Source organism: Neobacillus sp. PS2-9, from assembly GCF_030915525.1.
GTDB lineage: Bacteria > Bacillota > Bacilli > Bacillales > Cytobacillaceae > Neobacillus.
Genome location: NZ_CP133269.1, coordinates 4,683,754 through 4,708,344, shown reverse-complemented (window position 1 = coordinate 4,708,344; position 24,591 = coordinate 4,683,754). Strand labels below are relative to the sequence as shown.

Genomic DNA, 24,591 nt, shown 5'->3' with positions numbered 1-24,591 from the left:
TAAAAGAATTCTCTGAAAATTATTGACATTAAATAAAAATCCCAATATAATTCAGTTAAACGATTAACTAAAGAGATGGTGAAGAAATTGAAAGATGCCACACTGAAAGAGGTTGCCCAACTTGCTAATGTATCAACAGCAACAGTGTCCAATGTTATTAATAATACTAAACATGTAAGTGAAGATTTGAAAAAAAAGGTTTACGAATCAATGAAAGTGCTTAATTACAAACCCAACGAAATCGCTAAAAGTCTCAAGGTCAAACAATCAAGGTTAATAGGAATATTGATTTCAGATATTTCAAATAGCTTTATTTCAAAAGTAGTAAAGGGAATTGAAAGTACATTGTCCGAGAAAGGATATAATGTTCTTTTATGTAGTACAGATTCAGATGTGGAGAAAGAAAAAGAATATCTAAAGGTATTAATGGGGAAAAGGATAGATGGTTTAATCATTTCTTCTTCAGGGGGAGGAAATCATTATGATGATTTATTGAAAGCAAAAGTTCCTCTTGTTTTTTTAAATCGCTGTCCGGAACATCTTCCTTCTAATATGGTCATGACGAATAATATTAAAGGGGCCTACATGGCTACTGAGCATTTAATTAAACATGGGTATAAAAAAATTGCTATTATTACAGGGCCTATGCAGTATAGTACTGGAAGGGATCGATATATCGGTTATAAAAGAGCACTAGAGGATTATGCTATTTCCTACCATGATGAGCTTGTGTTAGAAGGTGATTTCACTATTGAAAGCGGTTACGAATTAACGAAAGAAATAATAGAGTCAAAAATGAAAATAGACGCTATTTTTATTTCTAATAACTCTATGTCTTTAGGATCATATAAATATATTAAAGAACAGGGCTTAAAGATTCCTCAAGATATTGCTTTGTATGGGTTTGACGATCCAGAATGGGCGGATGTTGTTGATCCACCATTATCTGGTATAACACAGCCTGCTTTTGAGTTAGGTGTATATGCTGCCCAAAAGATGATAGATACTATACAGGGTACGTGTCCAGAAATAAGAGAAATTAAGTATCTAGACCCAAACATGATAATAAGAAAATCATGTGGGTGTTGAACATTGCTATTTAAACGTTTAACAATATTTTTTTAAAATTATAGTTAAACGTTTAAATATATATATAGAAAAAATAAGGGTGGGGTAAAAATGAAAATAGCTATTGGCGGGGATCACGCAGGTTTTCCATTAAAAGGACATGTGATTGATGTTTTAAAGGAATTAGGGCACGAAGTAACAAATTGTGGTAGTTTTGATCCAAATCCAGTCGACTTTCCGGATATTACAAAGGTCGTATGCGAAAAAGTCCGAAGTGGCGAAGTGGAAAAGGCGATTCTAGTTTGTGGAACAGGTGTAGGCGCTTCAATTGCAGCGAATAAAATTCCTGGCATTCGCGCTTCGGTTTGTCATGATATTTATTCTGCTCATCAATGTGTTGAGCATGATGACGTCAATGTAATGTGTATAGGTGCTCAAATTATTGGTCCAGCCTTAGTGAAGGAACTAGTTCATTCTTTTTTAACTGCTGAGTTTAGCACAGCTGAAGAATTCAGACGCAGAGTAGAAAAGCTTAGCTTAATGGAAAAGGAATATGCCAATCAATTAGTAGAAGTAAAAAAATTTAGGGGGATAAAAGAATGAAGATTAAGAAAGCGCTAACATTTGTTGCTAGTTCTCTATTAATGTTGAGTTTAGTTGCATGCAGTGAAACACAGGAATCCTCTACAAATTCAAACTCTTCAAATGAAAAATCTGATGAAGTAATGAAAATTAAACTTGCTCACGTAACAAATGATCAATCTGCTATTCATAAGGGTGCTGTAAAGTTTGCAGAATTGGTGAAAGAAAAATCGGATGGTCAGATGGAAGTTGAAGTTATACCTGGCGGACAGTTAGGTAGTGAAAAAGATCTAATTGAAAGCACGCAAATAGGAACTGTTCAAATTACAATTCCTTCGTCTGCTGTACTTTCTAATTTTGTACCTAAAGCTTCTGTATTAACATTACCATATGTGATAAAAGGTAATAATGAACGTGAAAAATATCAAACTTTTGTTAAACTCGCTAAGACAGATGCCTATAAAGAAATTGGCACTGAAGCAGAAACCGTTAATTTGGTTGCATTTCCTGAAGCAGTATGGTGGGTAGGCGATCGTCATGTAACAACTAGTAAAAAACCTGTAAAGACACCTGAAGATGTAAAAGGATTAAAGATCAGAACGCCTGATGCAACTGCCCATACAGAGCCATTTAAGATAATGGGAGCAAACGTAACTCCGATGAATATTTCTGAAGTATATATGTCATTAAAGACAGGGACAATCGAGGCTCAAGAAAACTCCATAAATCAAATTTATACCAATAAATTTTATGAAGTACAAAAGTACGTTAATTTGACTGGGCATATGACACAAAACGAACTTCCAGTTGTTAGTTTGCAATGGTGGAAAGGCCTTAGTGATAAGCAGAAGAAAATTGTAACTGAAGCAATGAATGAGTCTGGAAAATATATGTCAGAGCTCCAATTAAAAGCTAATGAAGAGGAATTAAATAAATTAAAAGATGCAGGAATGGAAGTAGTAGAAGTTAATTTAAAGGCCTTTAAAAAAGCAACAGCGGATACCTATAAAACTTTTGAGGATAAGGCAGGAAAGGGATATTACGAAAAAATTATTGCTGCTCAAAAATAAAGAATATACATCATTTTTGGAGTGATTGAAGTATGAAGAGTGCGAAGTTATTAATAACAAATATCGAGGAGATTTTAAGCAGTTTCCTTTTTATCATCATGTGTACCTCGGTAGCCCTTGGAGTATTTGCTAGATTCTTTGAACTAGCTTTAGTTTGGACAGATGAGTTGGCTCGGTATACTTTTATTTGGTCAGTGCTCCTAGGGACTGTGGTGGCATTTAAACACAAAAAGCATATAGCTATTGATTTAATAGGAAATGTATTTTCAAAATCTATTAATCAAATAATCTATGTTCTCATTCATGGGGCGCTACTTATCTTATTTTTCACTCTTGTAAAATATGGATGGACGTTAACTCTGCAAACATGGAACGTGCCTACAACCAGTTTACAGATACCAACAGGGCTTATATATATGTCAGTACCATTATCAAGTTTTCTATTGATTATTTATACGATCAAAGATCTTTACCAAACCACCTTCAAGAGGGATAGCAATCTAACATAGGAAGGAAGAACAATTGAATGCTGATTATACTTATTATTTGTTTATTGGCTCTTCTACTTGTTGGTGTTCCTGTTGGATTCTCTCTAGTTGGAGCATCTTTACTAACAATTTTTTTACAAGATACGATTCCTTTGCAGGCCATTCCACAGAGACTCGCCTTGGGCTTGGATTCTTTTCCGATGCTAGCTATTCCACTGTTTATTTTGGCAGGGACGATAATGGAAGCAGGCGGTATAACAAAACGCCTGATCCACTTATCGGAAGTGCTAGTGGGGCATATAAGAGGAAGTTTAGCACATGTTTCGGTCGTATCAAATGTTTTTATGAGTGGGGTATCGGGGTCTGGGGTAGCGGATGCCGCCGCCACTGGATCTGCGTTAATTCCAACCATGGTAAAAAGAGGTTATGGGAAAGGGTTTGCGGCAGCAATCTTAGGTGCAAGTGCAACGGTAGGTCCGATTATTCCTCCGAGCATTCCGATGATAATTTATGGGAGTCTTGCAGGTGTGTCTATAGGTAAGTTGTTTCTAGGCGGTGCCCTTCCTGGCATAATGATGAGCGGTTCATTAATGATCGTTTCCTATTTTATTGCAAGAAAAAGAGGATTCGAAAAAAGACAGAGAGCCCAATTTAAGGAGATTGTAATAGCGTTAAAAGAATCCTTTTGGGCACTACTTATGCCAGTTATCATTGTTGGAGGGATATTTTCGGGCATATTTACAGCGACTGAATCTGCCGTTATTGCTGTTATTTATTCGTTAATTATTGGACTTTTTGTTTATAAGGATTTAAAGATAAATGAATTACCAAAAAAAATATTAGAAACTGTAACAATGTCTTCATCAATAGGAATTATTATTGCCGCTTCTGCACCGTTTGCTTGGGTTCTAGCATACGCACAAGGTCCTGCAAAAGTATTGGCCATGTTTCAGAATGTTGCCAATTCCACCAACGTTGCTTTGTTATTATTAATGTTAATTCTTCTTATATTAGGGTGCTTCTTAGATGGAATGGCTATTATCATTATTACCACTCCAGTGATCTTACCATTATTAACCCAATATAACATAGATCCCCTGCATTTCGGTGTTATTTTAGCTATTAATGTGATGATTGGAACAGTTACACCGCCAGTAGGTACGATTATGTATGTAGCTATAAGCATAGCTAAATGTTCGGTAGTTGAATTTACAAAGGAAATTTGGCCGTTTTTATTAATGTTAATAGCGTTACTAATTCTATTTGCATTAGTTCCTGAAATTGTTCTTTATGTACCTAATTTATTGATGAAATAAGAAAGGGGCCTGTTTTTGGTACCCTTTTTCTTTTAATACAAATTTATTCTCTCGAATGCAAGGTGGTTAAAATATGAAAAAGCCTATCATTACTGTAATTGGAAGTTTAAATATGGATCTAGTTACTGTTACAGACCGAACGCCTTTACAAGGTGAAACAATAACTGGTCAATCGTTTTCAACATATCCTGGTGGAAAAGGGGCCAATCAAGCTGTTGCGGCAGCTAGACTTGGAGCAGAAGTTCATATGCTCGGAAAAGTAGGTAAAGATCTTTTTGGAACGAAACTTAAAGAAGTACTTCAGCAAGAGGGTGTGAATGAGGAATCTGTTGAAATTGCCACTATTAAAGAAACGGGTACTGCTTCTATCATTATTTCTGGACAGGACAATCGAATTATCGTAGTACCAGGAGCAAATAGTGAAGTAACACCTGAATGGGTTATAGCACATGAAGAAACAATAATAAATAGTAATTTATTATTGTTACAATTAGAAATCCCATTAGATTCGGTCATAAAAATAACAGAAATTGCAAATAAGTATCAAGTTCCTGTCATTTTAAATCCTGCTCCGTATCAAAAGCTACCAAAAAAACTCATAGATGGAGTCACATACCTCACACCAAATAAGCATGAGTATAGTCAACTATTAGATGAAGCCTCAGGAGAAGAGAAAGATCAAATTATAGCAAAAAGTATCGTGACAAAAGGGGAAGATGGGGTTGAATTTCAATTTCATAACCAAAGAATTACATTGAATGGGGTGAAAGTGGAGGTTGTTGATACAACTGGTGCAGGGGATACCTTTAATGGGGCTCTTGCAGTGGAACTTAGCAAAAATAAGAATCTAAAGGACGCTGTTTTATTTGCCACAATGGCTGCAACCATATCAGTCACGAAAATGGGAGCTCAAACGGGAATGCCATATGTTGAGGAATTGGAAAAATTTTATGAACTGAATGCATCAAAACTGGTGTTATAAAAAATCTAAACGATTGTAACAAAAAGAAATTCCCATGATAGTTAATTGCTGATTACTTACCCCCGATACGTTAATGCATTAACGTATCGGGGATCAGGCACTAAATAGAACGGTTTTGCTGAAACAAAAGTTGTTCACACACATTTCTAACTTTATTTTTGTAGTGTTGATTTCATATTGGGCAAAGGCCATTTCCATGGAGATTTGGTAGAAGTTACCGTGCTTCTGTTTTTTTGATTTGTTTGCTTCTTAACTGTCCGCACGCGGCATCAATGTCTGTTCCATGTTCTTGGCGAATTTTACAATTAATCCCGCCCTTTTTCAACGTATCATAAAATGACAGTACCGATTCCTGTTCACTTCTTTGATATTGACTATGTTCATCGACCGGATTATATGGAATTAAGTTTACATAGACTTTCTGCCCTAGAGGACGCAGAAGTTCTGCGAGCTGCTCGGCTTCTTGCTTATGGTCATTGACATCTCGCAACAGAATATATTCAATCGTAATCCGACGGTTGGTCTTATCTACATAATACACCATCGCCTGCATCAATTTTTCAATCGGAATCGCACGGTTAATTTTCATAATACGCGTCCGAAGTTCATTATTTGGCGCATGCAAGGAAACGGCCAAATTTACCTGCAGCCCCATATCCGTGAACTCAATGAGCTTGTCCGCGAGCCCGCTGGTGGATACGGTGATCCGTCTAGCAGCAATCGCAAGCCCTTTATCATCTTTAATCACCTTGATAAAGTCTATGAGGTTTTCAAAATTATCAAAGGGTTCACCAATCCCCATCACAACCACATGACTGACGGTTTCACCTTGAACCTTTTTATCCAGGTGCAGTTGAACGTTCATAATCTGCTCGACGATTTCCCCACTGGATAAATCCCGGCTTTTCGCTAATAAACCACTCGCGCAAAAACTGCAGCCGATATTACAGCCTACTTGCGTTGTCACACAAACGGAAAGGCCATATTTTTGGCGCATTAAGACCGTTTCAATCAAGTTGCCATCCTGCAACTTGAACAAAAATTTAATCGTTCCATCGGCTGATTCTTGCTTGATATGCTCCTGTAAGGTTTGGATTGCGAAGTTTTCTGACAGCAATTGAACACAAGCTTGATTTACATCCGTCATATCCGAGAAAGCTGTTACACGCTCTCGATAAAGATATTCCCAAACTTGTTGTGCTCTTGACTTTTTATGACCGTGCTCGATAAGCCATGCTGTCAATTGATTTATAGTTAATCCATATATGGACTCTTTATTCATACGTTCCCCTCATTTCATAAAAATAAAACTTACATTTACCAATCAGATTCCTTTATATAAAGTGAATAGGCTCTATATGGAGCTGAATCAATTACAAACGATCACTTCTCGAATAAATACACTTTTTTTCGCAACCGCACGATCTATAATAGAAAACCCAGCTTTTATCAGAATTTCATCGATGGGTTCAACGGTCACCACGACTACTTTTTCTGCAATCCTTCGTGCACTTTGGAGCATTTCCAATTGTACTTCGGGGGATATCACCGAACACAAATTATAAGGCAAATCAATAATCGCTACATCATAATGACCAGTAATATCGCGAATATCTGCTAAGGTTATTTCTCCATCAAAACCAAAGTGTGCGATGTTTTCTCGAGCGCCAGGGAGAATCAACGGATTTCGGTCGCTTCCAACCATATCAATTCCCATTGAAAGTGCTTCAACTAGGACAGTTCCAATTCCGCAGCAAGGATCGATGGCCTTAATTCCTTCTGGTTTTGGGATGGAAATGTTTACGACCGCTCTAGCCACACGCGTGCTGAGTGCAGTGGAGTAGCTATTGGGTTTCTGCTGATGTCGAAACCACACCGACTCACTTTTCTTATATTCACCGAATACCCATCTGCCATTGACCTTCATCACGCAAAACAATCGATCGGGATGACGAAGGTCGGCCTTACCAACGATGTGTAATCCAATTTCTCGTTCAATTGCACGTCGTTTCTCGAATCCGTCTCTTTCACTTTTTTTCTGACCGCTATTTTTCACATAAGTGACTTTAAACGTGGCCCCGCATAGTTGTAAAGTATTCACCTGTATAAAAAGATCCTCAAGGATTTCTGCTTCAAATAACAGAGTAATTCTTTCCTTAATAAAAGGGCTTCGGCTAGGGTTAATTTTTACGATGCTTTCCAAGACATGTGATTGAGACTCCTCTCCGAATAATGAGCGCATTTCCAAAGCACACAAGGAGCGTTCATCCTCAGAATAGGCGTAAGTGTATATATAGGTCGTTCTTTTTTTTTGGGTAATATCTAATTCGTTATCATACTTTAATCTTTCTATTTCAACGTCACCTCAAGTGTTATCTGAAAAACATTATCTATTATACCAAGAAAAAACGCATTATTAAAAATTACCTATAATCGGGTGCCTGAAACCGTTTTATGTAAGTTGTATATACATGTTATAATTGAATATGATTTATGTAGCAAAATTTAGGTTAAAGAGTGGATTATAAGATGAAAAGTATGAAGAAATGGTTTTTACATTTGAACTTAAGATATAAGCTAGTAATCTCATTCTCCAGTTTACTTATTTTATCTTTTACGATTATTGGTGGAAGTTTGTCTTGGTTATTTGTCAATTCTAATAGGGATATGTTATTGGATGCGGCTGTTGAGAGCAATCGACAAATTGTCAAAAACATTGATACCGCACTACATCCATTACTTTCCTTATCAATGTATCCACTACAGGATCAACAAATTTATCAGATTATGGGAAAGGATTACTCAACGTTTAAGTATCCCTTATACGAAAGGCAACGGGATTTTTCCACTGTTAATGGTAAAATTCAAAGTGATTTCTTTTTATATAGTAAAATCATAGACTCTGCATTTATTTATCAGAGCAAGAATCACTTCATTGTAGGACGGAGTAACCTGGAGTACATGGACCACGCTTATTTTGAAAAGGAGTTCATCAAGGAGCCCTATATACAAGAGATAGTAAAAAAGGGAGGCGTATATGTTCCCGTTGGAGTTCATCCTAATAAACTCTTTTCTTACAAAGATGAGCCAGTCGTTTCTATTGGACGAGCAATTGTTAATCCTTATACCAAAGAGAAGTTAGGTCTAATTATCATTAATATAGGTATCGATAAGCTAAAGAACTTGTGGAGTGATATACACTTTACGAAACATACAAAATTTTATCTAGTGGATGACCAAAAAAATATTATCTATAGCAAAAATAAAAATGAGATAGGAAGCAAGGCTGCTACTATATTAGGGGAGAATTTTAAGTATATAGATGGATTTAGAAAGGAAACAAAAGAAAATAAGGACTCGTATTTAATTACGGCTACTTCCAACACATCCAAATGGAAAGCAGTAACTATTATTCCAAAAAACGAATTGTTTGATTATCTTTCCACCATGTTAAAGATCATCGTCATTACAAGCGTTGTCTTTCTATTACTAGCCGTGTTGATGTCATTTTACATAGCGACAAGCATTACAAAGCCATTATCCATTCTAGAGGGAAAAATGAGACAAGTTTCTGATGGAAATATGAATGTGAAAATGGACATTGAGCATGGTGAAATCGGTAAAATAAGCAAGACGATCGATATCATGTTAACTGAGATTCGAGTGTTAATTGGAAAAATCTATAAAGAAGAGGAAGAAAAAAGAAGGTTGGAATTAATGGCACTTCAATCGCAAATTAGACCTCATTTTATGTATAACACCATCAATGTCATAAAGTGGATGGCCAAAATTCAGGGAGCCAGCGGTATTGAAGAGGCTTTAAGTGCTTTTTCTTCTGTCATTAGGCTGACAGCTAAAACAGTAAATGAACGGGTGACAATCAAAGAGGAAGTAGAATTTATTAAAAATTATACTAAGATATTGGAATTTCGATATTTTAATAAGTTTGAAGTTTCATTCGAGATTGAACCTTCTGTATTGGAATATAAGACCATCAAATTTCTTCTTCAACCATTAGTTGAAAATGCTGTCTTTCATGCTTTTGATGATATTGATTATAAAGGAAAAATAACTATTCAGATTTATGAAGATTCCCAAGACATTGTTATGAAGATTTGTGATAATGGCAGGGGGATAACAGATGGTGATTTCGACAATGAACTGTTGAATAAAGAAGGTAGTGACCAGTTGAATTCAATCGGGGTAAGTAACATTAGAAAAAGAATTCAGTTGAATTTTGGAGAAAACTACGGATTATGGATAACCTCCCAAGAGACAGGCGGGACATTGGCCAAATTGATTGTTCCAATAATAAAGTAATCTTTTTAATAGAGGATTAGAAAAAGGTGATTTTTATGAGAATCCTAATTGTAGATGATGAACCTTTAGTACGGATCGGAATAAAGTCGTCAATTGATTGGCAGTCGTATGGAATAAGTATTGTTGGCGAAGCAGGAGATGGGGAGGAAGCTATTCAGCTCATGCTGGAGCAAAATCCAGATCTTGTTTTATTGGATATAAAAATGCCTAAAAAGGATGGATTGGAAGTTTTAATAGAGATGAAAGAACGAGGAATCCATTCCAAAGTGATCATATTAAGTAGTTTTGATGACCTCGAAACGGTAAAAAAGGCAATGAAATTAGGGGCCGATGATTATTTTCATAAACCGAATATGAATGATCAGCAAATTTTGAAGGTGGTTTCCAAAATACAAGAAGAATTGTCGGTCGAACAAACGGAGAAAGAAAAAAACTATGACCATGATTCAAAACCAATGGAAGCCAGTATTAGAAATTTACTAATAGGAAAACAAAAAGCAGTGGAGCAGTTGAACTTTAAAGGGAATAACATCTTAGTCGTGTTATTTAAGGTGAAGGAATATAAAAAAATCCTTGAAAGATATCGTGAAAATGACGCAGCATTATTGCAAAATTCGATTCTGAATTTGTTAAAGGAACTGTTAGTTAAAGATAAGGAAGTAGAATTTTTACAAATAGAGCATAACTTGTTTTCACTCATTTTCAGTAATAGTGACATAAAAAGTGCACAAAACACCTACACAATCATTTATGAAAAAGTACATCACATAAACCAATCATTAAAGAGATTCTTGAATATTGAAACAGTATATGGAATCAGTAAGCCAGCAGATAAGTTTAGCAATATAAAACACGCATTTAAACAGGCGAAACATGCACTCGACCATGCATTTTATAACTCGGACCAGTCAATCTTATATTTTCAAAACTTAGAGGATGTAAGTGCCGATGAGCAGGAAGAAGCCTTCATTAAGAAAATGAAAAAAGAGTTAAGAGAAGAAAAATTTAAGCAATTTTTTAACACAGTAAAAGAATGGGAACAGTACCTTCAAAACAAGAAGACCATTAGTAAGGAAGAGGTCAGAAAAATATATGAAGGGTTATTGTTCATGATGGAAGAAACAGATAAATATCTAGGATATATTGATAAATTTGAACCAATCGAATCGTTTGCCGAGCTGTCAGGTTTATATCATCAGGTTTTTGAGGAAATCCTCTCAGGTAGGGTAACCTTTAAAAATAAGGGATATAGCCCCATCATTAAAATTATCCTTGAGTTTCTAGAACTCAATTATCATGAATCCATTTCATTAAAGAGTTTGGGAGAAGAATTCCATGTCAGTCCCAATTACATTAGCAGATTATTTAAGAAAGAGACAGGGATAGGATTATTTGATTACCTTAATGAGATACGAATTCAAAAATCAAAAGCTCTTTTAAAAGACTATCAATATAAAATTTATGAAGTTGCAGAAATGGTTGGTTTTAAAAGCCAGGTTCATTTTGCGATTGTCTTTAATAAGTATGAAGGGATGTCTCCGAAGGATTTTAGAAAAGAGAGAGTGTGATTTAAATAAAGAAAAGTACATTTCCTTAAAGACTGTAATTTTGGCTGAATAAAGAATAGAGTGAAAGTGTTTTTTTCTTAAATTAATCATAATATGATTAATTTTTTTTTGAGAATGAAAGCGTTATTATTTCCTTATCAAATAAACACTTAGCAATAAGGAGGATATAAATGAAAAGGTTTGCAGTAACTCTATTAGTTATTTTGACATTAGTTATCTCTTTAGTAGGCTGTGGAAAAAGTGAAACTGCTTCCGGCAGCGGAAATAAATCCGGTGGGAAAACTACTATAACATTTGGATTTTGGGGTGCAGCAGAGGATTTAAAAGTATATACAAAAGCTGCTAAGGATATTTCAAAAGAATATCCCAATATTGAGCTAAAAGTAAAACAGTATCCAAGCAGTGAACAGTTTTGGAACAACCTTCCTGGTGAAATTGCAGCAGGAGTAGCACCTGATTTTATTAAAATCTCTAACGAAGGTGCGTATGAGTATATTAATAAAGGCTTATTTGCATCACTGGATGATTTAACAGCATCAGCTAAGGTAGACATGAAGCGTTACAATCAGGCTGGAGCTGATATTTGGAAAGTTGATGGAAAGCAATACGGTCTTCCATTTAACCAGATGCCTGCTATGTTCTTTATCAATACAGAAATGTGGAAGAAAGCAGGCCTTGGTGGATATCCAAAAACATGGGATGAAGTTGAGGCAGCTGCTAAAAAGCTTAAAACAAAAGATGTTTATGGACTTGGATTGAATCTTCATCCATTACATATTACCAACGTAACAAAAAGTTACGGTGGTGACTGGGGTAATGGGAAAACAATCAATTCGCCTGAAAATATTGAAGGCTTACAAAAGGTCTTAGATTTATACAAAAAAGGTTTAGCTGTAACGCCGAAAACATTAGGGTATGGCTGGGACGGTGAAGTGTTCGCTAACGGTAAAGCAGCAATGACAACTGGCGGTAACTGGTATAAAGGGTATTTAAAAGATGCAAATCCTAATTTGAAATATGCTGTTATCCCTATTCCTAAAGGGACTGTAAATGCAAGTACGATGATTTCTGATGCATATGTAGTGTTAAAAGATACAAAGCATAAAAAAGAAGCACTCCAGGCTGCTTACTATTTAACAAACGAAAACGTTCAGAAAGATTTCATGAAGACTGGTGTTAACCCATCTATTCCTAGCTTGTCTGCCCAATACTTTGTAGAAAATCCAGAGTTTAAGGAAGTTCAAAAAGCGATTGAGTATAGCACAGACTTCGGTTATCCAAAGGAAACTAAGAAATTCAATGACGAATTGATTAAGCAGCTTGAGGATGTTATTTTAGGCGGTAATGATAAATCTGCTAAAGAAATACTTGATAGTATACAAAAACAATTTTAGTCATATTGAGTTCCCGATTCCACACTGGCATCGGGAATACTTTTATCATCTATACAAGAGGATGTTACTGAAAGCTATAGGAGGATTAAGATGGCTAACAATACAAGTAGTAGTGTAGGAGTAAACATCAGTGGACATATAAACAGCAAAGAAAAGATAAAAAAGTCATGGTTCCGCACTGCAGCTGATTCAGATCAATTTGTTGGATGGGTGTTCACACTGCCGTTTTTAGTGCTATGGGGATGGTGGTTTTTCTATCCGTTTATTGAGTCTTTTATCAGAAGTTTTCAGGATGTGAATTTTGCAGCTCTTAATGAGGCGAAATTTATCGGCTTTGGAAATTATATTAAGATTTTGAACGATCCTGAATTTTATCGAGCCGTTTTAAACTCTTTGAAGATTGTTGTTGTAGCTGTTCCAGTACAAACGATTCTTGGACTATTAATGGCTTTACTTGTGAATCAGAAAATTAAAGGAAAGGGTCTTTTCAGGACTGTTTTCTTTATCCCGTATATTACTTCTCAAATCGCAATTACAACAGTGTTTATGATGCTTTTTAAAGAAGGAACATTTGTAACAAAGTTTTTCTCTATCTTTGGATTTGGTAATACCACCTGGTTCGCAGATACACATTATGCATTGTTATTTGTCTGTATATTATTTATTTTCCAACAGGCTGGATTTAGTATGATTGTGTATTTGTCTGCACTTCAGGAGGTTTCGAAAGAATTATATGAAGCAAGTGAAATGGACGGAGCTTCTAAATGGAATCAATTCCGGTACATCACCGTACCATCATTAAAACCTATCACCTTTTTTGTTGTCTCCGTTTCTACTATTCTAGGATTCCAGATATACGACCAAATCGCAGCGATTTCGAGGTATGGTGCATTAGGATCGCCAGCAGGAGCAACTAGTACGGTTGTTACTTACTTTTATCAGCATGGTATTCGCTATATGAATATTGGATACGGCTCCGCGGCTGTTATCTTATTCTTCTTCATTATTATGTTTGTTACGTTCCTGCAAAAAAAATTCCTGGATGAAAAGGAGTGACATCATTGGAGACAAGAGCTAGATTCTTTAAACTGAGTAATTACACGATCATTATCATATTAGGACTCTTTTTTATCTTGCCATTCTTATATACTATCTACACTTCGTTCTTGAAGATGGAAGACGTTAATAAAGTGGTCGGAGTCGGACGCTGGACTATAGATAATTACAAAACCTTCTTTACAAACGATGCTTATAATGTGCCCAAGTGGCTGCTTAATACGGTCATCATGACGGGTGTGGTTATCATCGGTAACCTGATTATTAATCCAATGGCGGCCTTTGCACTAGCAAAGTTAAATTTCAAAGGAAAAAAGGTAATCGAATGGATTGTCGTTGCTACGATGATGATTCCGTATCATATGATTTTAATCCCTGTATATGTAAATATGGCGAAAATCGGCTGGTTAAACACCTTTTTAGCGTTGACGGTGCCATTTTTATACCAAAGCCTCTATATCTTTATGCTTAGACAGTTTTTTAGAAGTGTGCCGAACGAGTTAATTGAGGCAGCTAGAATTGATGGTTTAACGAAAATGGGGGCTTTTTGGAAAATTGTCTATCCATTAGCCAAGCCATCTCTGATTACCATGTCCATTCTTGCGTTTGCGGGCACATGGAACAGTTATCTTATTCCAAGTACCTTAGCGAATGTCCCTGAAAAATATGTATTAGTGGTTGGATTAAATAGTGTGAAAGATATGGCTTTTGAAAATACACCATTAATAATGGCTGGAGTTGTTCTATCCACGTTACCGATTTTAATCTTTTTCTTTATCTTCCAAAGACAATATATCGAAGGTATATCAAACTCTGGGATTAAAGGTTAATTTCGATGAATTGAATTTTCCCCTTTTCGAAAAAATTTTTTAATAAAGAGGTATAGAAAATATGGATTATCAAGTGATTAAAGAAGGCGATTTTTTTGTCCTTACTGATAAAAACGGCGATATTACAGGCTATGATGACAAAGGCAACGGTTTATATACTAAGGATACCCGCTTTTTAAGCCGCATGGAAATTACTATTGATGGAGAAAAGCCTTCACTGCTTTCGTCAACAGCAGATAAAAGCTATGTAGCCACCTTCAGATTAATTAAGGACAAAAAGGATGACGGTGCGATTGAGATTATAAGAGACCGTTTGATTTATGATGGTGTGCTGTATGAGAAGCTTTCCTTTACTAATTTCTTCCCACGTACAACAACCTTTGATTTCTCAATAGCTTTTGATGCTGACTTCCAGGATATGTTTATCGTTCGAAAATACCGTACGGGTAATGTAGGCGAAATTATCAGTAAAGAAGTGGATGCGCAGGCTTGGTCTATCCGATATCAGGGGGCTGACGAGGTACTAAGAGAGACGAAAATTCATTGGAATAAAAAAGATGCACAGATTGATCGTGATGGAAATATTCATTTTTCGCTTACCCTGGAGCCAAAGGAAGAGGAAAGTATCTGCTTTTTCATTGTCCCGATTATCAACGGAACATCTGGCAGTGTCCTGTCCTTTGAGGAAGCCTATCGACAGCTGGAAAATTCATATCAAAAATGGTACGAGGAAACTACATCGGTAACGACGAATTCCCCAGTTTTCAACGAATTGTACAAGCGCGGAAGCCAGGATTTACGGATGTTAATGACGGATGTTGGTTACGGTGAAACACCTGTAGCAGGACTACCGTGGTTTGCGGTCCCATTTGGCCGGGACAGTCTCATTACATCTTTATTTATGCTTCCACTAAATCCGGAAAAAGTAAAAGGTACCTTGAGAACATTAGCAGCCTATCAAGGATCTAGTACAGACCTTTGGAGGGATGAGCAGCCTGGTAAAATCATGCATGAAATAAGATTTGGGGAGCTCGTGAATACTAATCAGTCACCCTTTGCTCCTTATTATGGATCTGTCGATGCTACCCCATTATTCCTTGTATTGGCGGGAGAATATTACCGCTGGACAGGTGACTTGTCACTTATTAAGGAATTAATGCCAAACATTTTACTTGCCTTGGAATGTATGGATGATGTGATGAAAGAGTCTGGCTTCTTAACGTACCATCAAGAGGCGGAGAAGGGCTTCCCTAATCAGGGTTGGAAGGATTCAAGCAATTCTGTTGTTCATCAAACAGGTGAATATGCGAAGTCACCGATTGCCTTAGCAGAGGTTCAAGGGTATGTATATCAAGCCAAAAATGGTCTTTCACCTATTTTTAGTTTATTGGGTGAAGAAAACCTAGCGGAAAAATTAGCACGAGAAGCAGAGGAATTAAAAAGTGCATTTGAGAATGCCTTCTGGATGGAAGAAGAGCAATATTACGCCATTGCCTTAGACAGAGCTCAACAGCAGGTAAAATCCGTAACATCTAATCCGGGTCATCTTTTGTTTTCTGGTCTTCCAAGTTCTGTTCGAACAGATAAAATTACGGGGAGATTACTTTCCAGCGATATGTTTAGCGGATACGGTATCCGGACAATGAGTACGGAAGCAACTGGTTATTATCCAATGAGCTATCATAATGGAAGCATTTGGCCGCATGATAATGCGATGATTCTGCTTGGATTAAGCCGCTTAGGCTATCAGGCTGAATCCAGCATGGTGATTACCGGCTTATTAGAGGCTTCTAAGTCATTTGAATATCAGCGGTTACCTGAACTTTTTTGCGGGAATGAATCAGAGCTGGGATACCCTGTTCCATATCCTTCAACTTGTTCACCGCAAGCGTGGTCAGCAGGAACCTCCATTGTATTATTACAAGCAATGCTTGGGATTACCCCAAATGCATTAGAAAAGGAAATTACCTTAGCTCCAGTGTTACCGGATCTTATAGATGAACTATTGGTTGAAAATATACATATTGGAGCCGGCTTTCTCTCATTAAAAGTATTCCGCAATAAAGAGGAACAGAATCTGTTTACCGTAGACATTCTTCAAAATACTACCGGTTTTGCTGTCAATTACTCTGCTAACCAACACCTCGCCCAGGTTTAAGAAGAACTAGCAAAAATTAATAAACAGGCTATGTTAAAGATAATTGTTGATTTTGAAACTATGTTGATTGGAGCGGAAGGCGCGAGACTCCTGCAGGAGAAGCGTGTCACGGGAGACCCCGCAGGAGCGTAGCGACGAGGAGGCTCTCCCGGGCCGACCGCGGAAAGCGAAGCGCCTGGAGAGAAAATAAACAGGCAAATTTAACAGAGCTAATAAAAATGAAAAGGAATGAAAAGAAATGAAAAAAACCTGGTGGAAAGAATCGGTGGTTTATCAGGTATATTGGAGAAGTTTTTACGATACGGATGGGGACGGTTATGGGGACTTAGAAGGTGTGATCCAGAAGCTAGATTATATTCAACATTTGGGTGTAGACGTGATTTGGCTAAATCCTTGTTATGATTCCCCGGATGTTGATAACGGGTATGATATATCTGATTATCAGTCTGTCATGCCGAAAGCTGGATCGATGGATACCTTTGATCGACTTCTTCAGGAAGTGCATAACAGAGGGATGAAACTAATCATGGATCTAGTCGTGAATCATACTTCAGATCAACATCCATGGTTTAAAGAATCACGGTCGTCCATAGATAATCCAAAAAGAGATTACTATATTTGGCGAAAGGAACCAAATAATTGGCGTTCTTACTTTACCCCGTCAACATGGGAATTAGACGAAAAGACGGGAGAGTATTATTTTCACTCTTTTGCTGTTCAGCAGCCAGATTTGAATTGGGAGAACCCAATGGTTCGTAAAGAAGTGTATTCATTCATGAAGTTTTGGCTGGATAAAGGTATTGATGGATTCCGAATGGATGTTATTAACCTTCTTGCCAAACAAACAGGATTCCCTAATGCGGAAAACCCGGAGGATATTTCTTACTTAGGCAATAACCCTGGCATTCATGAATATCTTAAGGAAATGCATGAGGTGTTATTGCAACATTATGATATTTTTACGGTTGGTGAAATCCCTTTTGTTACACCTGAGGATGGTCTTTTGTATGTAGGCGAAGATCGACGGGAACTTCACACCTTATTCCATTTTGAAGTCTGCGATTATATGTCTCATTGGGATATGCAGCGGTTTAAAGAAATCCAAAGACGTTGGTATATGGGAATGTGGGGCAAAGGATGGAACTCACAATTTTTAAATAATCATGACCACACACGCTTAGTAACACGGTTTGGTAATGACAATATCTATAGAGTAGAGTCAGCTAAGTGTTTTGCTGTCCTGTTACACATGCTGCCGGGAATGCCCTACATTTACCAGGGAGAAGAAATTGGTATGACTGGGGTCCGATTTAACTCCATAGAAGATTATCATGACATTGCCATGAAGAATAAATATAAAGAAGAAGTGGGGAAAGGGCGGGACCCGGAGGAAGTGTTTGAGAGTTTGCTTCATCTCTCACGTGATAATTCGCGTACACCTGTCCAATGGGATGATTCAGTAAATGGCGGTTTTACTGAAGGTACACCATGGATAAAAGTAAATCCGAATTATAAGGAAATAAACGTAGCTCAAGCACTTGCTGACCCTGATTCTGTTTTTTATTTTTACAAAAAGCTGATCCAGCTTAGAAAAGAAAATGAAGTAATAGTATATGGTAATTTTCAAGAAATCGTAGAGGACCACGAGCAAATCTATTCTTTCATTCGTGAATGGGATAATGAGAGATGGCTGGTAGTATTAAATATCTCGGAACAGCAAGTAGAAGTGAAACTGCCGGAATTCGTTTCTGTCTTAGAAAAGAAAATTATTATCACCAATTATAAGGATCAATCAGATTCTTCTGAAGAACTGATTATGAGACCATATCAGGCAATAGTATATAAAATTTTATAATTGAGTCAATTTACCGTGTACAAGATAACTTGAGACTGGGATTCTTGAGCAGTGTTAGTTCGTATAAGTTAAAAGTCCACCAAAAGGTTATTTTAGGTGGACTTTTTCACATTTCTCTCTAAAATTACAGCTATAACATCTTTTTGTTTGGTGCATCTCAAACTGCTCTATATCAAGCGGTTTATTCTTCACAGGATCCTCTAAGTAGTTCAACATATGATAGATGCTATCATTCATCAGTTGTTGCTCCGAGTCGATTTCGAACGGAGTCAGTTGATACTCCTGGCTCTTACCCGATAACAAATATTCATTACGCAATACAATATCTTCGATTGGTATGTTGTGTTCCCTAGAAAGAAAGAGTGCATAAAACGCAAGCTGTTTCCGGTCATCTTCTGACTCTTTCCCGGTTTTCCAATCGACCACAATCCATTTCTCCTGACTCACATCTTTGTACACAAAGTCCAACACCACGAATACATCCACACCATTAACTTCAAACGTTTGAAAATCCTCGGAATGTAATACGTGCATTTCTACCTTTGTCAGGATATCCTGATAGGTTTTACTTGTGAAAAAATTTTCCAAGCACAACTCTAGCTTGATTTTTGCAGCACTAACTTCCTCTGAGCTAAGCCCATCCCCGTAATAGATTTCATGCAGCATTTGATGCCTCTTTGGCTTTTGAAACCAATGCTGACGAAACTTAGTGGAATCAAGATAGGCTTTATTAAGATTCTGCGTAACCAACCCCATCATCTCGTTTGCACTCAATAAACTTTTACCATTAAGGAAATTCTTGAGCTGCCTGTCTATGACTTTATGGATTTCATCCCCCAAGAGGATCGGGATATTTTTAATATTTTTCAAACGGTACGCTGCCTTGTTTTCTTCTGGGGACTCATACAGCCAGCCATTATGAGATTCATAGTATTGATGATAATACTTTCGCGCACATTCTAAAAAGGTCTTATGCCTTGAATTCGACCACGAAAAATCGGGGTAATCACGGTGAACGTACATGGAATGCTCCTCTCAATACAAATATATCTGAATAGAGTCAGATAAAGGGTTGAATAATATGGTAAAAAAGGACACGAATAAATGCAGAATAAGTTAAGATTTATATCCATTGTATACGTTATTTTACTTTCTGTGGGCCTTTTTGCACATGTTGAAATTATTCCCTTTCTTTTATCCACAGCAAAAAGAGGCTCTTGGATCACCATTTTATTAACAATCGTCATTCTTTTGGAAAGTCTTTATTGGAACATCGATTAGATAAGACGCTTAAATCGTTAGATACAAATTTTAATATACGCCAAACGGGTTTGGTCTATGGTACGGAGGAAGAGGTGGAAGAGATTTTCACCACGAAGGTTCCGTTTAATTATGCTTACTCAAATTCCAGGATAAATCAGCCGGAGTACATGCAACAGCAAGATTCGACCGTTCCTGCTATTTCACTGCAAGAACTGATTTATCAATTCAATGAAAAAACAAAAACAATATTGCTTCCAAGCATATCTATTAAAGATGAAGTTGTGAAGCAGAATCTAGAAAAATTGCCTGTCACCATGGTTAATGGTGCATATATCATGAAGGATGAAAAAATGAAGGGATTCTTAACGCAAAACGATCTTGAAGGTTTTATTCGTGTGAATAACAAGGCAGTTCGCTCTCCTGTTATTGTAAGCGAGGAGAAAGATGGGAAAAAGGATCTCGTTCAAATAGAAATATTGAAACCAAGGGTAAAAAGGGTTATTGATAAAGACCAAAATGAAATGAGGATCGGATTAGATATTAAAATATCAGCCATTATCAGAGAATCTTCACAAAAGGTGGTTCTCTCTCCGAGAATTAAAAGAAGATTAAAGAAAAAAATAAGAAACGAAGTGTACGCAGCCTATTTAAAAAGTCATCAAATCGGTGGAGATATTTATCAATTCGAGGATTTTATGTATCGATTCATGTACGAGGACTGGAAGACAACTAAGAAAAAAGATGATTTTCCTGTTCTAAAAAAAGAAAATATCCATGTAAAAGTAAGACCATTAAAAAGCATCAATAAAATCAATTCAGGGATTAAATTGCCTTTAGAATAGCGAAACTAAGGCACCTACCCTAAAAAGGGAAGGTGCCTTAGTCTTGTCGTTGAGAGCTATCTGCTAAATCGATAAATTTTCGTATACCATGGCGAATTTGTTGTTCGTTTGCATAAGAAAAGCTTAAGCGCACCCATGAGGATGGCTGATTTAATGGATCACAAACACGACCAGGAACAAACGAAATGGATTGTTGAAGGCACTTAACTAATAGTTCATCTGTCGAAAAGTGATGAGGGAGCCGTACCCATAGGTTCAAGCCCCCACCAGGGCTGGTCCAGTGCCAATCCGTTCCAGCTAGTTCTTCCTCCATGATTTCCTTTCTTATTTGTAAAGCAATTCGTAGTTTTTCCACGTGTTGCTGCAGCCTTGGTGACGAAAAATAATGAAGGAATATCTTTTGATTCAATAGTGGCGATCCGTTATCCGCTAATGATTTTGCACCAACAAGTACATTCATAAGCGGTGATTGTGCAAAGACCACTGCAATTCGTAGGCCAGGTGAAATATATTTGCAAAAACTCCTAACATAAATCACGATTCCAGTTGTGTCATACGTGTAAAAGGGAGGAGGCGGCTCCTGGTCAAAATAAATATCGTGATAGGCGTTATCTTCGATTAAGAGACATCGATATTGTTCGGCTAATTGAACTAATTGCTTCCTTTGTGCAGCTGAGACTGTGTATCCAGTTGGATTATGAAAGGTTGGATTCAAATAAAAGAGACGAGGCTTGTATGTTTTCATTAACAATTCTACCTGCTCTAAATCATACCCATCTGGATGGATGTCAACTGGTACAATATTTGCTCCTCGTGCTCTAAACGTATCAATGGCTGCACTATAGCTCGGCTTTTCGATTAATATGGTATCTCTTGGTTTAACAAAGGCTTGAGCAATGAGATAAATCGCTTGTTGAGACCCTGTGGTGATTAACAGGTTATCCGCTGTAATAAACGTTTTATACTGCTCAATAAAGTAGGCGCAGAGTGCTTCGCGCAGTTCCTGATCTCCTTGAACGGTTGAGTAGGTTGCTAGCACTTTGGGGTAGAGATCAAACACCCGTTTCACATAATCGGATAAAAAGAGATTAGGCAAAAGGTTGGGGTCGATTAACGCCTGGGAAAAATTATAGGAAACCGGAACTTTATGAATCTCAGCTAATTGATTTTTTTGTAAGTTTGCTGAAAAAAGAGGGGAATCTGGGTTATCGAGTTTTTCTCGGCCACTTAATTGAACATAATAACCCGATTTATCTTTGACATATACTTTATTTTGTTTCTTAAGTAACTGATAGGCTTTTAATACAGTTAAGCGATGAACCTTCATTTCGTCAGCTAATTTTCTTACTGAGGGAAGCTTTTCATCTTCCTGCCACTCATTGCTTTCTATCCTATTTAATACATAATCATAAACTTGTTTAAAGAGATATTCCCCATTTGCCATGCCGGTCCCCCTTTTCTCTCCTTGATTGTATCACGATTTCTTTTGAATCTGTTCTAGTGATATTCATCTGTTCTATTCTCCTCCTCCTATAATGGATAAAAAAGGAGGAATTATTTATGGTGATATTTGGATATTTGGTCATGTGTTTGATTTTTGGTACGACCTTTTTAGCAATAAAAATAGGGATTGATGCAGGAATTCCCCCCTTTTTCTCGGCTGGAATTCGATTCTTTATTGCTGGTTTGATTCTTTTTGGGCTCATGGTCTTACGTAGAAAAACCACGATTGGTTTGTTGTTTCGTAAGGAAATGCTGATTACAGGGATTGGCTTAACCTTTGGTACATTTGCAACTTTATATTGGGCAGAGCAATATGTGACGTCAGGTGCAGCGGCTGTATTGTCCGCCACTGGTCCGATGATGATTTTATTAATTCAAACTCTTATCTTAAAGAAAAAAGTAAGCCGAATTTCCTTTATAGGATGCCTTGTAGGTATAGTAGGTGTGGCTCTACTCATTCTACCAAGCTTTACTCTTCAGGGAGGAAGGTTCTGGTTGATGGGTTGTCTCTTAATTGTCATTGGGGAGGTATTCTATGCTTCAGGGGCCATTTATTCGAAACATGTCATTGAAAAATTTGAAACAACTTCTCCCATCGCATTAAATGCAGCTCAAATGATGCACGGGGGAATTTTACTCATTCTTTTGTCTCTATTTACTGAGAATATACAGTTTACGAGCATGACTAGTACAGCCTCCATTGGTTCGTTTCTCTACTTAATCATTTTTGGTTCTATGATAGGCCATACTCTCTTTTACTGGCTAGTATCGAAAACTAATCCTGTTTTTCCTGCTACGTGGCTTTTCATTTCTCCTCTCATTGCGCTGGTACTAGGAGTGGTGTTTTATCATGAATATCTTTCCTGGGAAGCTGGTATAGGTGCTTTAACGGTTACTTTGGGGACTGTTCTTGTGCAGAGTGGCAACCGTCATCGACCGGTGCCTGTCACCGCACATGAGTATGTCGAGGTGAATAGAGATTGAAAAAAGATTCATAGTTTTGTAGGATTTTTTAAATTAAATGGAGAACTAGTCATATAGAAATACACAAGTACTGGTGATGAGACAATGAGAATTGGTCAGTTCGGAAAAGTGAATGAAATAAGTCATGATACCATTAGACACTATATGGATTTGGGGTTGATCGTGCCTGAAAAGCAAGGCGGACATTATTTTTTTGATACGAGCTGTCAAAAAGATTTAGAGCTTATTCTAGAGTTAAAAGGAATGGGCTTTCATTTAAATGAAATTAAGATGATTTTTCACTATAAGAACCTTGGACAATTGACCGAATATGAAAGAGATGCCTTTTATCAATCCCTGTTCTTGGATAAATATGAAAAGCTAGAACAGGAAATAACGAATTTAATAGAAATGAAAGACAGGCTTAAACGAAAAGTAGACCAGCTATCAACTTCATCTTCTGGCTCAAGTAATACGTTAGGTATTGATTTAAGCGTACTAGATATTCTCAAATGTAATAAATGTGCTGAATCTCTCACTCTTCAAGACGGAATAATCAAGAAAAATCAAATTGTTGAAGGCAAATTGACCTGTCACTGTGACCAAGTGTACCTTATTGAATCAGGCATACTAAAAGTAGGCGGCGCAATGCGGCCAGACAGTCAAATTTTTCTTTTAAATAATATTCCAGAGTATATTCAGGAAACGGATCCGCTTTATTTGGAAAATATGAACAAAGGGCTGCACTGGTCAAAAAGGAAACTGGGTCAAATTGATTTGCACAAAAAAGTAATCCTCGAATTAGGGTCTGGAGTCGGTTTTTTTCTACGGAATATGTATCAAGATTTACCGGATGATTGCCTGTACATTGCAGTTGATCATAATCTAGAGAGACATCAGTTTCTAAAAAGCCTACTTGAGAGAACCGGTTCTAAGCGAAACATACTTTTTATTTGTGCAGACTTTCTAGACATACCAATATCCAAACAAACGGTTGATTTAGTGATTGATCATTCAGGCACTAGCAATTATAGCTTTGAACATGAAACGTTTTTACTCCGAGAAGTGGATTCTCTAATTAAATTAGATGGATATTTATTGGGGTCCTATTTAGCTTTTAAAAATTTCAGCCATAAAGGCAAAATCGAAGTCAAATATCGAGATAATTTTACAGTCAGTAAAATTAAGAAAAACATTAGGGAGTTAAAGTATATTACCCTCGAGGAACGGGTTTCTGAATCAATCGATAAAGGCGGAAAGTACGAAGATTTTTTTGTTCAGGGAGAAGAAATATTTAGTTATTTATTTTTTGGCAAAAGGTAGGGTTAACCCT

General features: G+C 36.9%; 21 protein-coding genes. 17 read left to right on the top strand and 4 right to left on the bottom strand.

Translation table 11 applies throughout. The annotated features are described in order from the left end of the window. Positions 1 to 87: 87 nt before the first annotated feature. The 6 genes from RCG25_RS23515 to rbsK all read left to right on the top strand — a co-directional run bounded on the left by RCG25_RS23515 (position 88) and on the right by rbsK (position 5,506). Positions 88 to 1,089 (top strand): LacI family DNA-binding transcriptional regulator, encoded by a 1,002-nt coding sequence (locus RCG25_RS23515; protein ID WP_308081240.1) that lies wholly within the window; start codon positions 88 to 90, stop codon positions 1,087 to 1,089. Positions 1,090 to 1,179: 90 nt separating this feature from the next. After that, complete coding sequence (gene rpiB / locus RCG25_RS23510; RefSeq protein WP_308081239.1) at positions 1,180 to 1,671, top strand: ribose 5-phosphate isomerase B; 492 nt, start codon at positions 1,180 to 1,182, stop codon at positions 1,669 to 1,671. Then, positions 1,668 to 2,720: a TRAP transporter substrate-binding protein gene (locus RCG25_RS23505; protein ID WP_308081238.1), complete on the top strand. Its 1,053-nt coding sequence runs from the start codon at positions 1,668 to 1,670 to the stop codon at positions 2,718 to 2,720. The genes rpiB and RCG25_RS23505 overlap by 4 nt, the downstream gene beginning before the upstream one ends. A gap of 32 nt (positions 2,721 to 2,752) precedes the next feature. Next, positions 2,753 to 3,229: a TRAP transporter small permease gene (locus tag RCG25_RS23500; RefSeq protein WP_308081237.1), complete on the top strand. Its 477-nt coding sequence runs from the start codon at positions 2,753 to 2,755 to the stop codon at positions 3,227 to 3,229. A 17-nt stretch (positions 3,230 to 3,246) separates the two neighbouring features. Continuing rightward, on the top strand, positions 3,247 to 4,524 hold the full coding sequence (locus tag RCG25_RS23495) for a TRAP transporter large permease (protein WP_308081236.1): 1,278 nt from the start codon (positions 3,247 to 3,249) through the stop codon (positions 4,522 to 4,524). A 73-nt stretch (positions 4,525 to 4,597) separates the two neighbouring features. Beyond that, entirely contained in the window at positions 4,598 to 5,506 is a 909-nt protein-coding gene (rbsK, locus tag RCG25_RS23490; RefSeq protein ID WP_308081235.1) for a ribokinase, read from the top strand. A 214-nt stretch (positions 5,507 to 5,720) separates the two neighbouring features. Here the strand turns inward: rbsK and rlmN are convergent, their stop codons facing one another. After that, complete coding sequence (gene rlmN / locus RCG25_RS23485; protein ID WP_308081234.1) at positions 5,721 to 6,788, bottom strand: dual-specificity RNA methyltransferase RlmN; 1,068 nt, start codon at positions 6,786 to 6,788, stop codon at positions 5,721 to 5,723. A gap of 87 nt (positions 6,789 to 6,875) precedes the next feature. Then, positions 6,876 to 7,754 (bottom strand): TRM11 family SAM-dependent methyltransferase, encoded by an 879-nt coding sequence (locus RCG25_RS23480; protein ID WP_308084261.1) that lies wholly within the window; start codon positions 7,752 to 7,754, stop codon positions 6,876 to 6,878. Between the two features lie 281 nt (positions 7,755 to 8,035). Here RCG25_RS23480 and RCG25_RS23475 point away from each other — a divergent pair, with 281 nt between their 5' ends. From RCG25_RS23475 to RCG25_RS23445, 7 genes are all read left to right on the top strand, one after another. Then, the gene (locus tag RCG25_RS23475; protein WP_308081233.1) at positions 8,036 to 9,826 is read left to right on the top strand and encodes a sensor histidine kinase; all 1,791 of its coding nucleotides are present in this window, start codon (positions 8,036 to 8,038) and stop codon (positions 9,824 to 9,826) included. Positions 9,827 to 9,861: 35 nt separating this feature from the next. After that, complete coding sequence (locus RCG25_RS23470; RefSeq protein WP_308081232.1) at positions 9,862 to 11,394, top strand: response regulator transcription factor; 1,533 nt, start codon at positions 9,862 to 9,864, stop codon at positions 11,392 to 11,394. Between the two features lie 170 nt (positions 11,395 to 11,564). Beyond that, positions 11,565 to 12,788, top strand: a complete 1,224-nt coding sequence (locus RCG25_RS23465; protein WP_308081231.1) for an ABC transporter substrate-binding protein — start codon at positions 11,565 to 11,567, stop codon at positions 12,786 to 12,788. 90 nt (positions 12,789 to 12,878) lie between these two features. Next, positions 12,879 to 13,844: a carbohydrate ABC transporter permease gene (locus RCG25_RS23460; RefSeq protein ID WP_308081230.1), complete on the top strand. Its 966-nt coding sequence runs from the start codon at positions 12,879 to 12,881 to the stop codon at positions 13,842 to 13,844. A 5-nt stretch (positions 13,845 to 13,849) separates the two neighbouring features. Next, entirely contained in the window at positions 13,850 to 14,674 is an 825-nt protein-coding gene (locus tag RCG25_RS23455; RefSeq protein ID WP_308081229.1) for a carbohydrate ABC transporter permease, read from the top strand. A gap of 61 nt (positions 14,675 to 14,735) precedes the next feature. Then, on the top strand, positions 14,736 to 16,832 hold the full coding sequence (locus RCG25_RS23450; protein WP_308081228.1) for an amylo-alpha-1,6-glucosidase: 2,097 nt from the start codon (positions 14,736 to 14,738) through the stop codon (positions 16,830 to 16,832). Positions 16,833 to 17,070: 238 nt separating this feature from the next. Next, entirely contained in the window at positions 17,071 to 18,687 is a 1,617-nt protein-coding gene (locus RCG25_RS23445) for a glycoside hydrolase family 13 protein (RefSeq protein WP_308081227.1), read from the top strand. 87 nt (positions 18,688 to 18,774) lie between these two features. Here RCG25_RS23445 and RCG25_RS23440 read toward each other — a convergent pair whose 3' ends face one another. Further along, the gene (locus tag RCG25_RS23440) at positions 18,775 to 19,710 is read right to left on the bottom strand and encodes a PD-(D/E)XK nuclease family protein (RefSeq protein ID WP_308081226.1); all 936 of its coding nucleotides are present in this window, start codon (positions 19,708 to 19,710) and stop codon (positions 18,775 to 18,777) included. Positions 19,711 to 19,791: 81 nt separating this feature from the next. Here RCG25_RS23440 and RCG25_RS23435 point away from each other — a divergent pair, with 81 nt between their 5' ends. Together RCG25_RS23435 and RCG25_RS23430 are read left to right on the top strand one after the other, a co-directional pair. Next, positions 19,792 to 19,968, top strand: a complete 177-nt coding sequence (locus RCG25_RS23435; protein WP_308081225.1) for a hypothetical protein — start codon at positions 19,792 to 19,794, stop codon at positions 19,966 to 19,968. Further along, entirely contained in the window at positions 19,953 to 20,792 is an 840-nt protein-coding gene (locus RCG25_RS23430; RefSeq protein WP_308081224.1) for a Ger(x)C family spore germination C-terminal domain-containing protein, read from the top strand. The genes RCG25_RS23435 and RCG25_RS23430 overlap by 16 nt, the downstream gene beginning before the upstream one ends. 37 nt (positions 20,793 to 20,829) lie before the next feature. Here RCG25_RS23430 and RCG25_RS23425 read toward each other — a convergent pair whose 3' ends face one another. Further along, positions 20,830 to 22,236 carry an aminotransferase-like domain-containing protein gene (locus RCG25_RS23425; protein WP_308081223.1) on the bottom strand — a complete coding sequence of 469 codons (1,407 nt, stop codon included), beginning with the start codon at positions 22,234 to 22,236 and terminating at the stop codon, positions 20,830 to 20,832. A 95-nt stretch (positions 22,237 to 22,331) separates the two neighbouring features. Here RCG25_RS23425 and RCG25_RS23420 point away from each other — a divergent pair, with 95 nt between their 5' ends. Then, positions 22,332 to 23,279 carry a DMT family transporter gene (locus RCG25_RS23420; RefSeq protein ID WP_308084260.1) on the top strand — a complete coding sequence of 316 codons (948 nt, stop codon included), beginning with the start codon at positions 22,332 to 22,334 and terminating at the stop codon, positions 23,277 to 23,279. Positions 23,280 to 23,363: 84 nt separating this feature from the next. Next, entirely contained in the window at positions 23,364 to 24,581 is a 1,218-nt protein-coding gene (locus RCG25_RS23415) for a MerR family transcriptional regulator (protein ID WP_308081222.1), read from the top strand. Positions 24,582 to 24,591 lie beyond the last annotated feature (10 nt).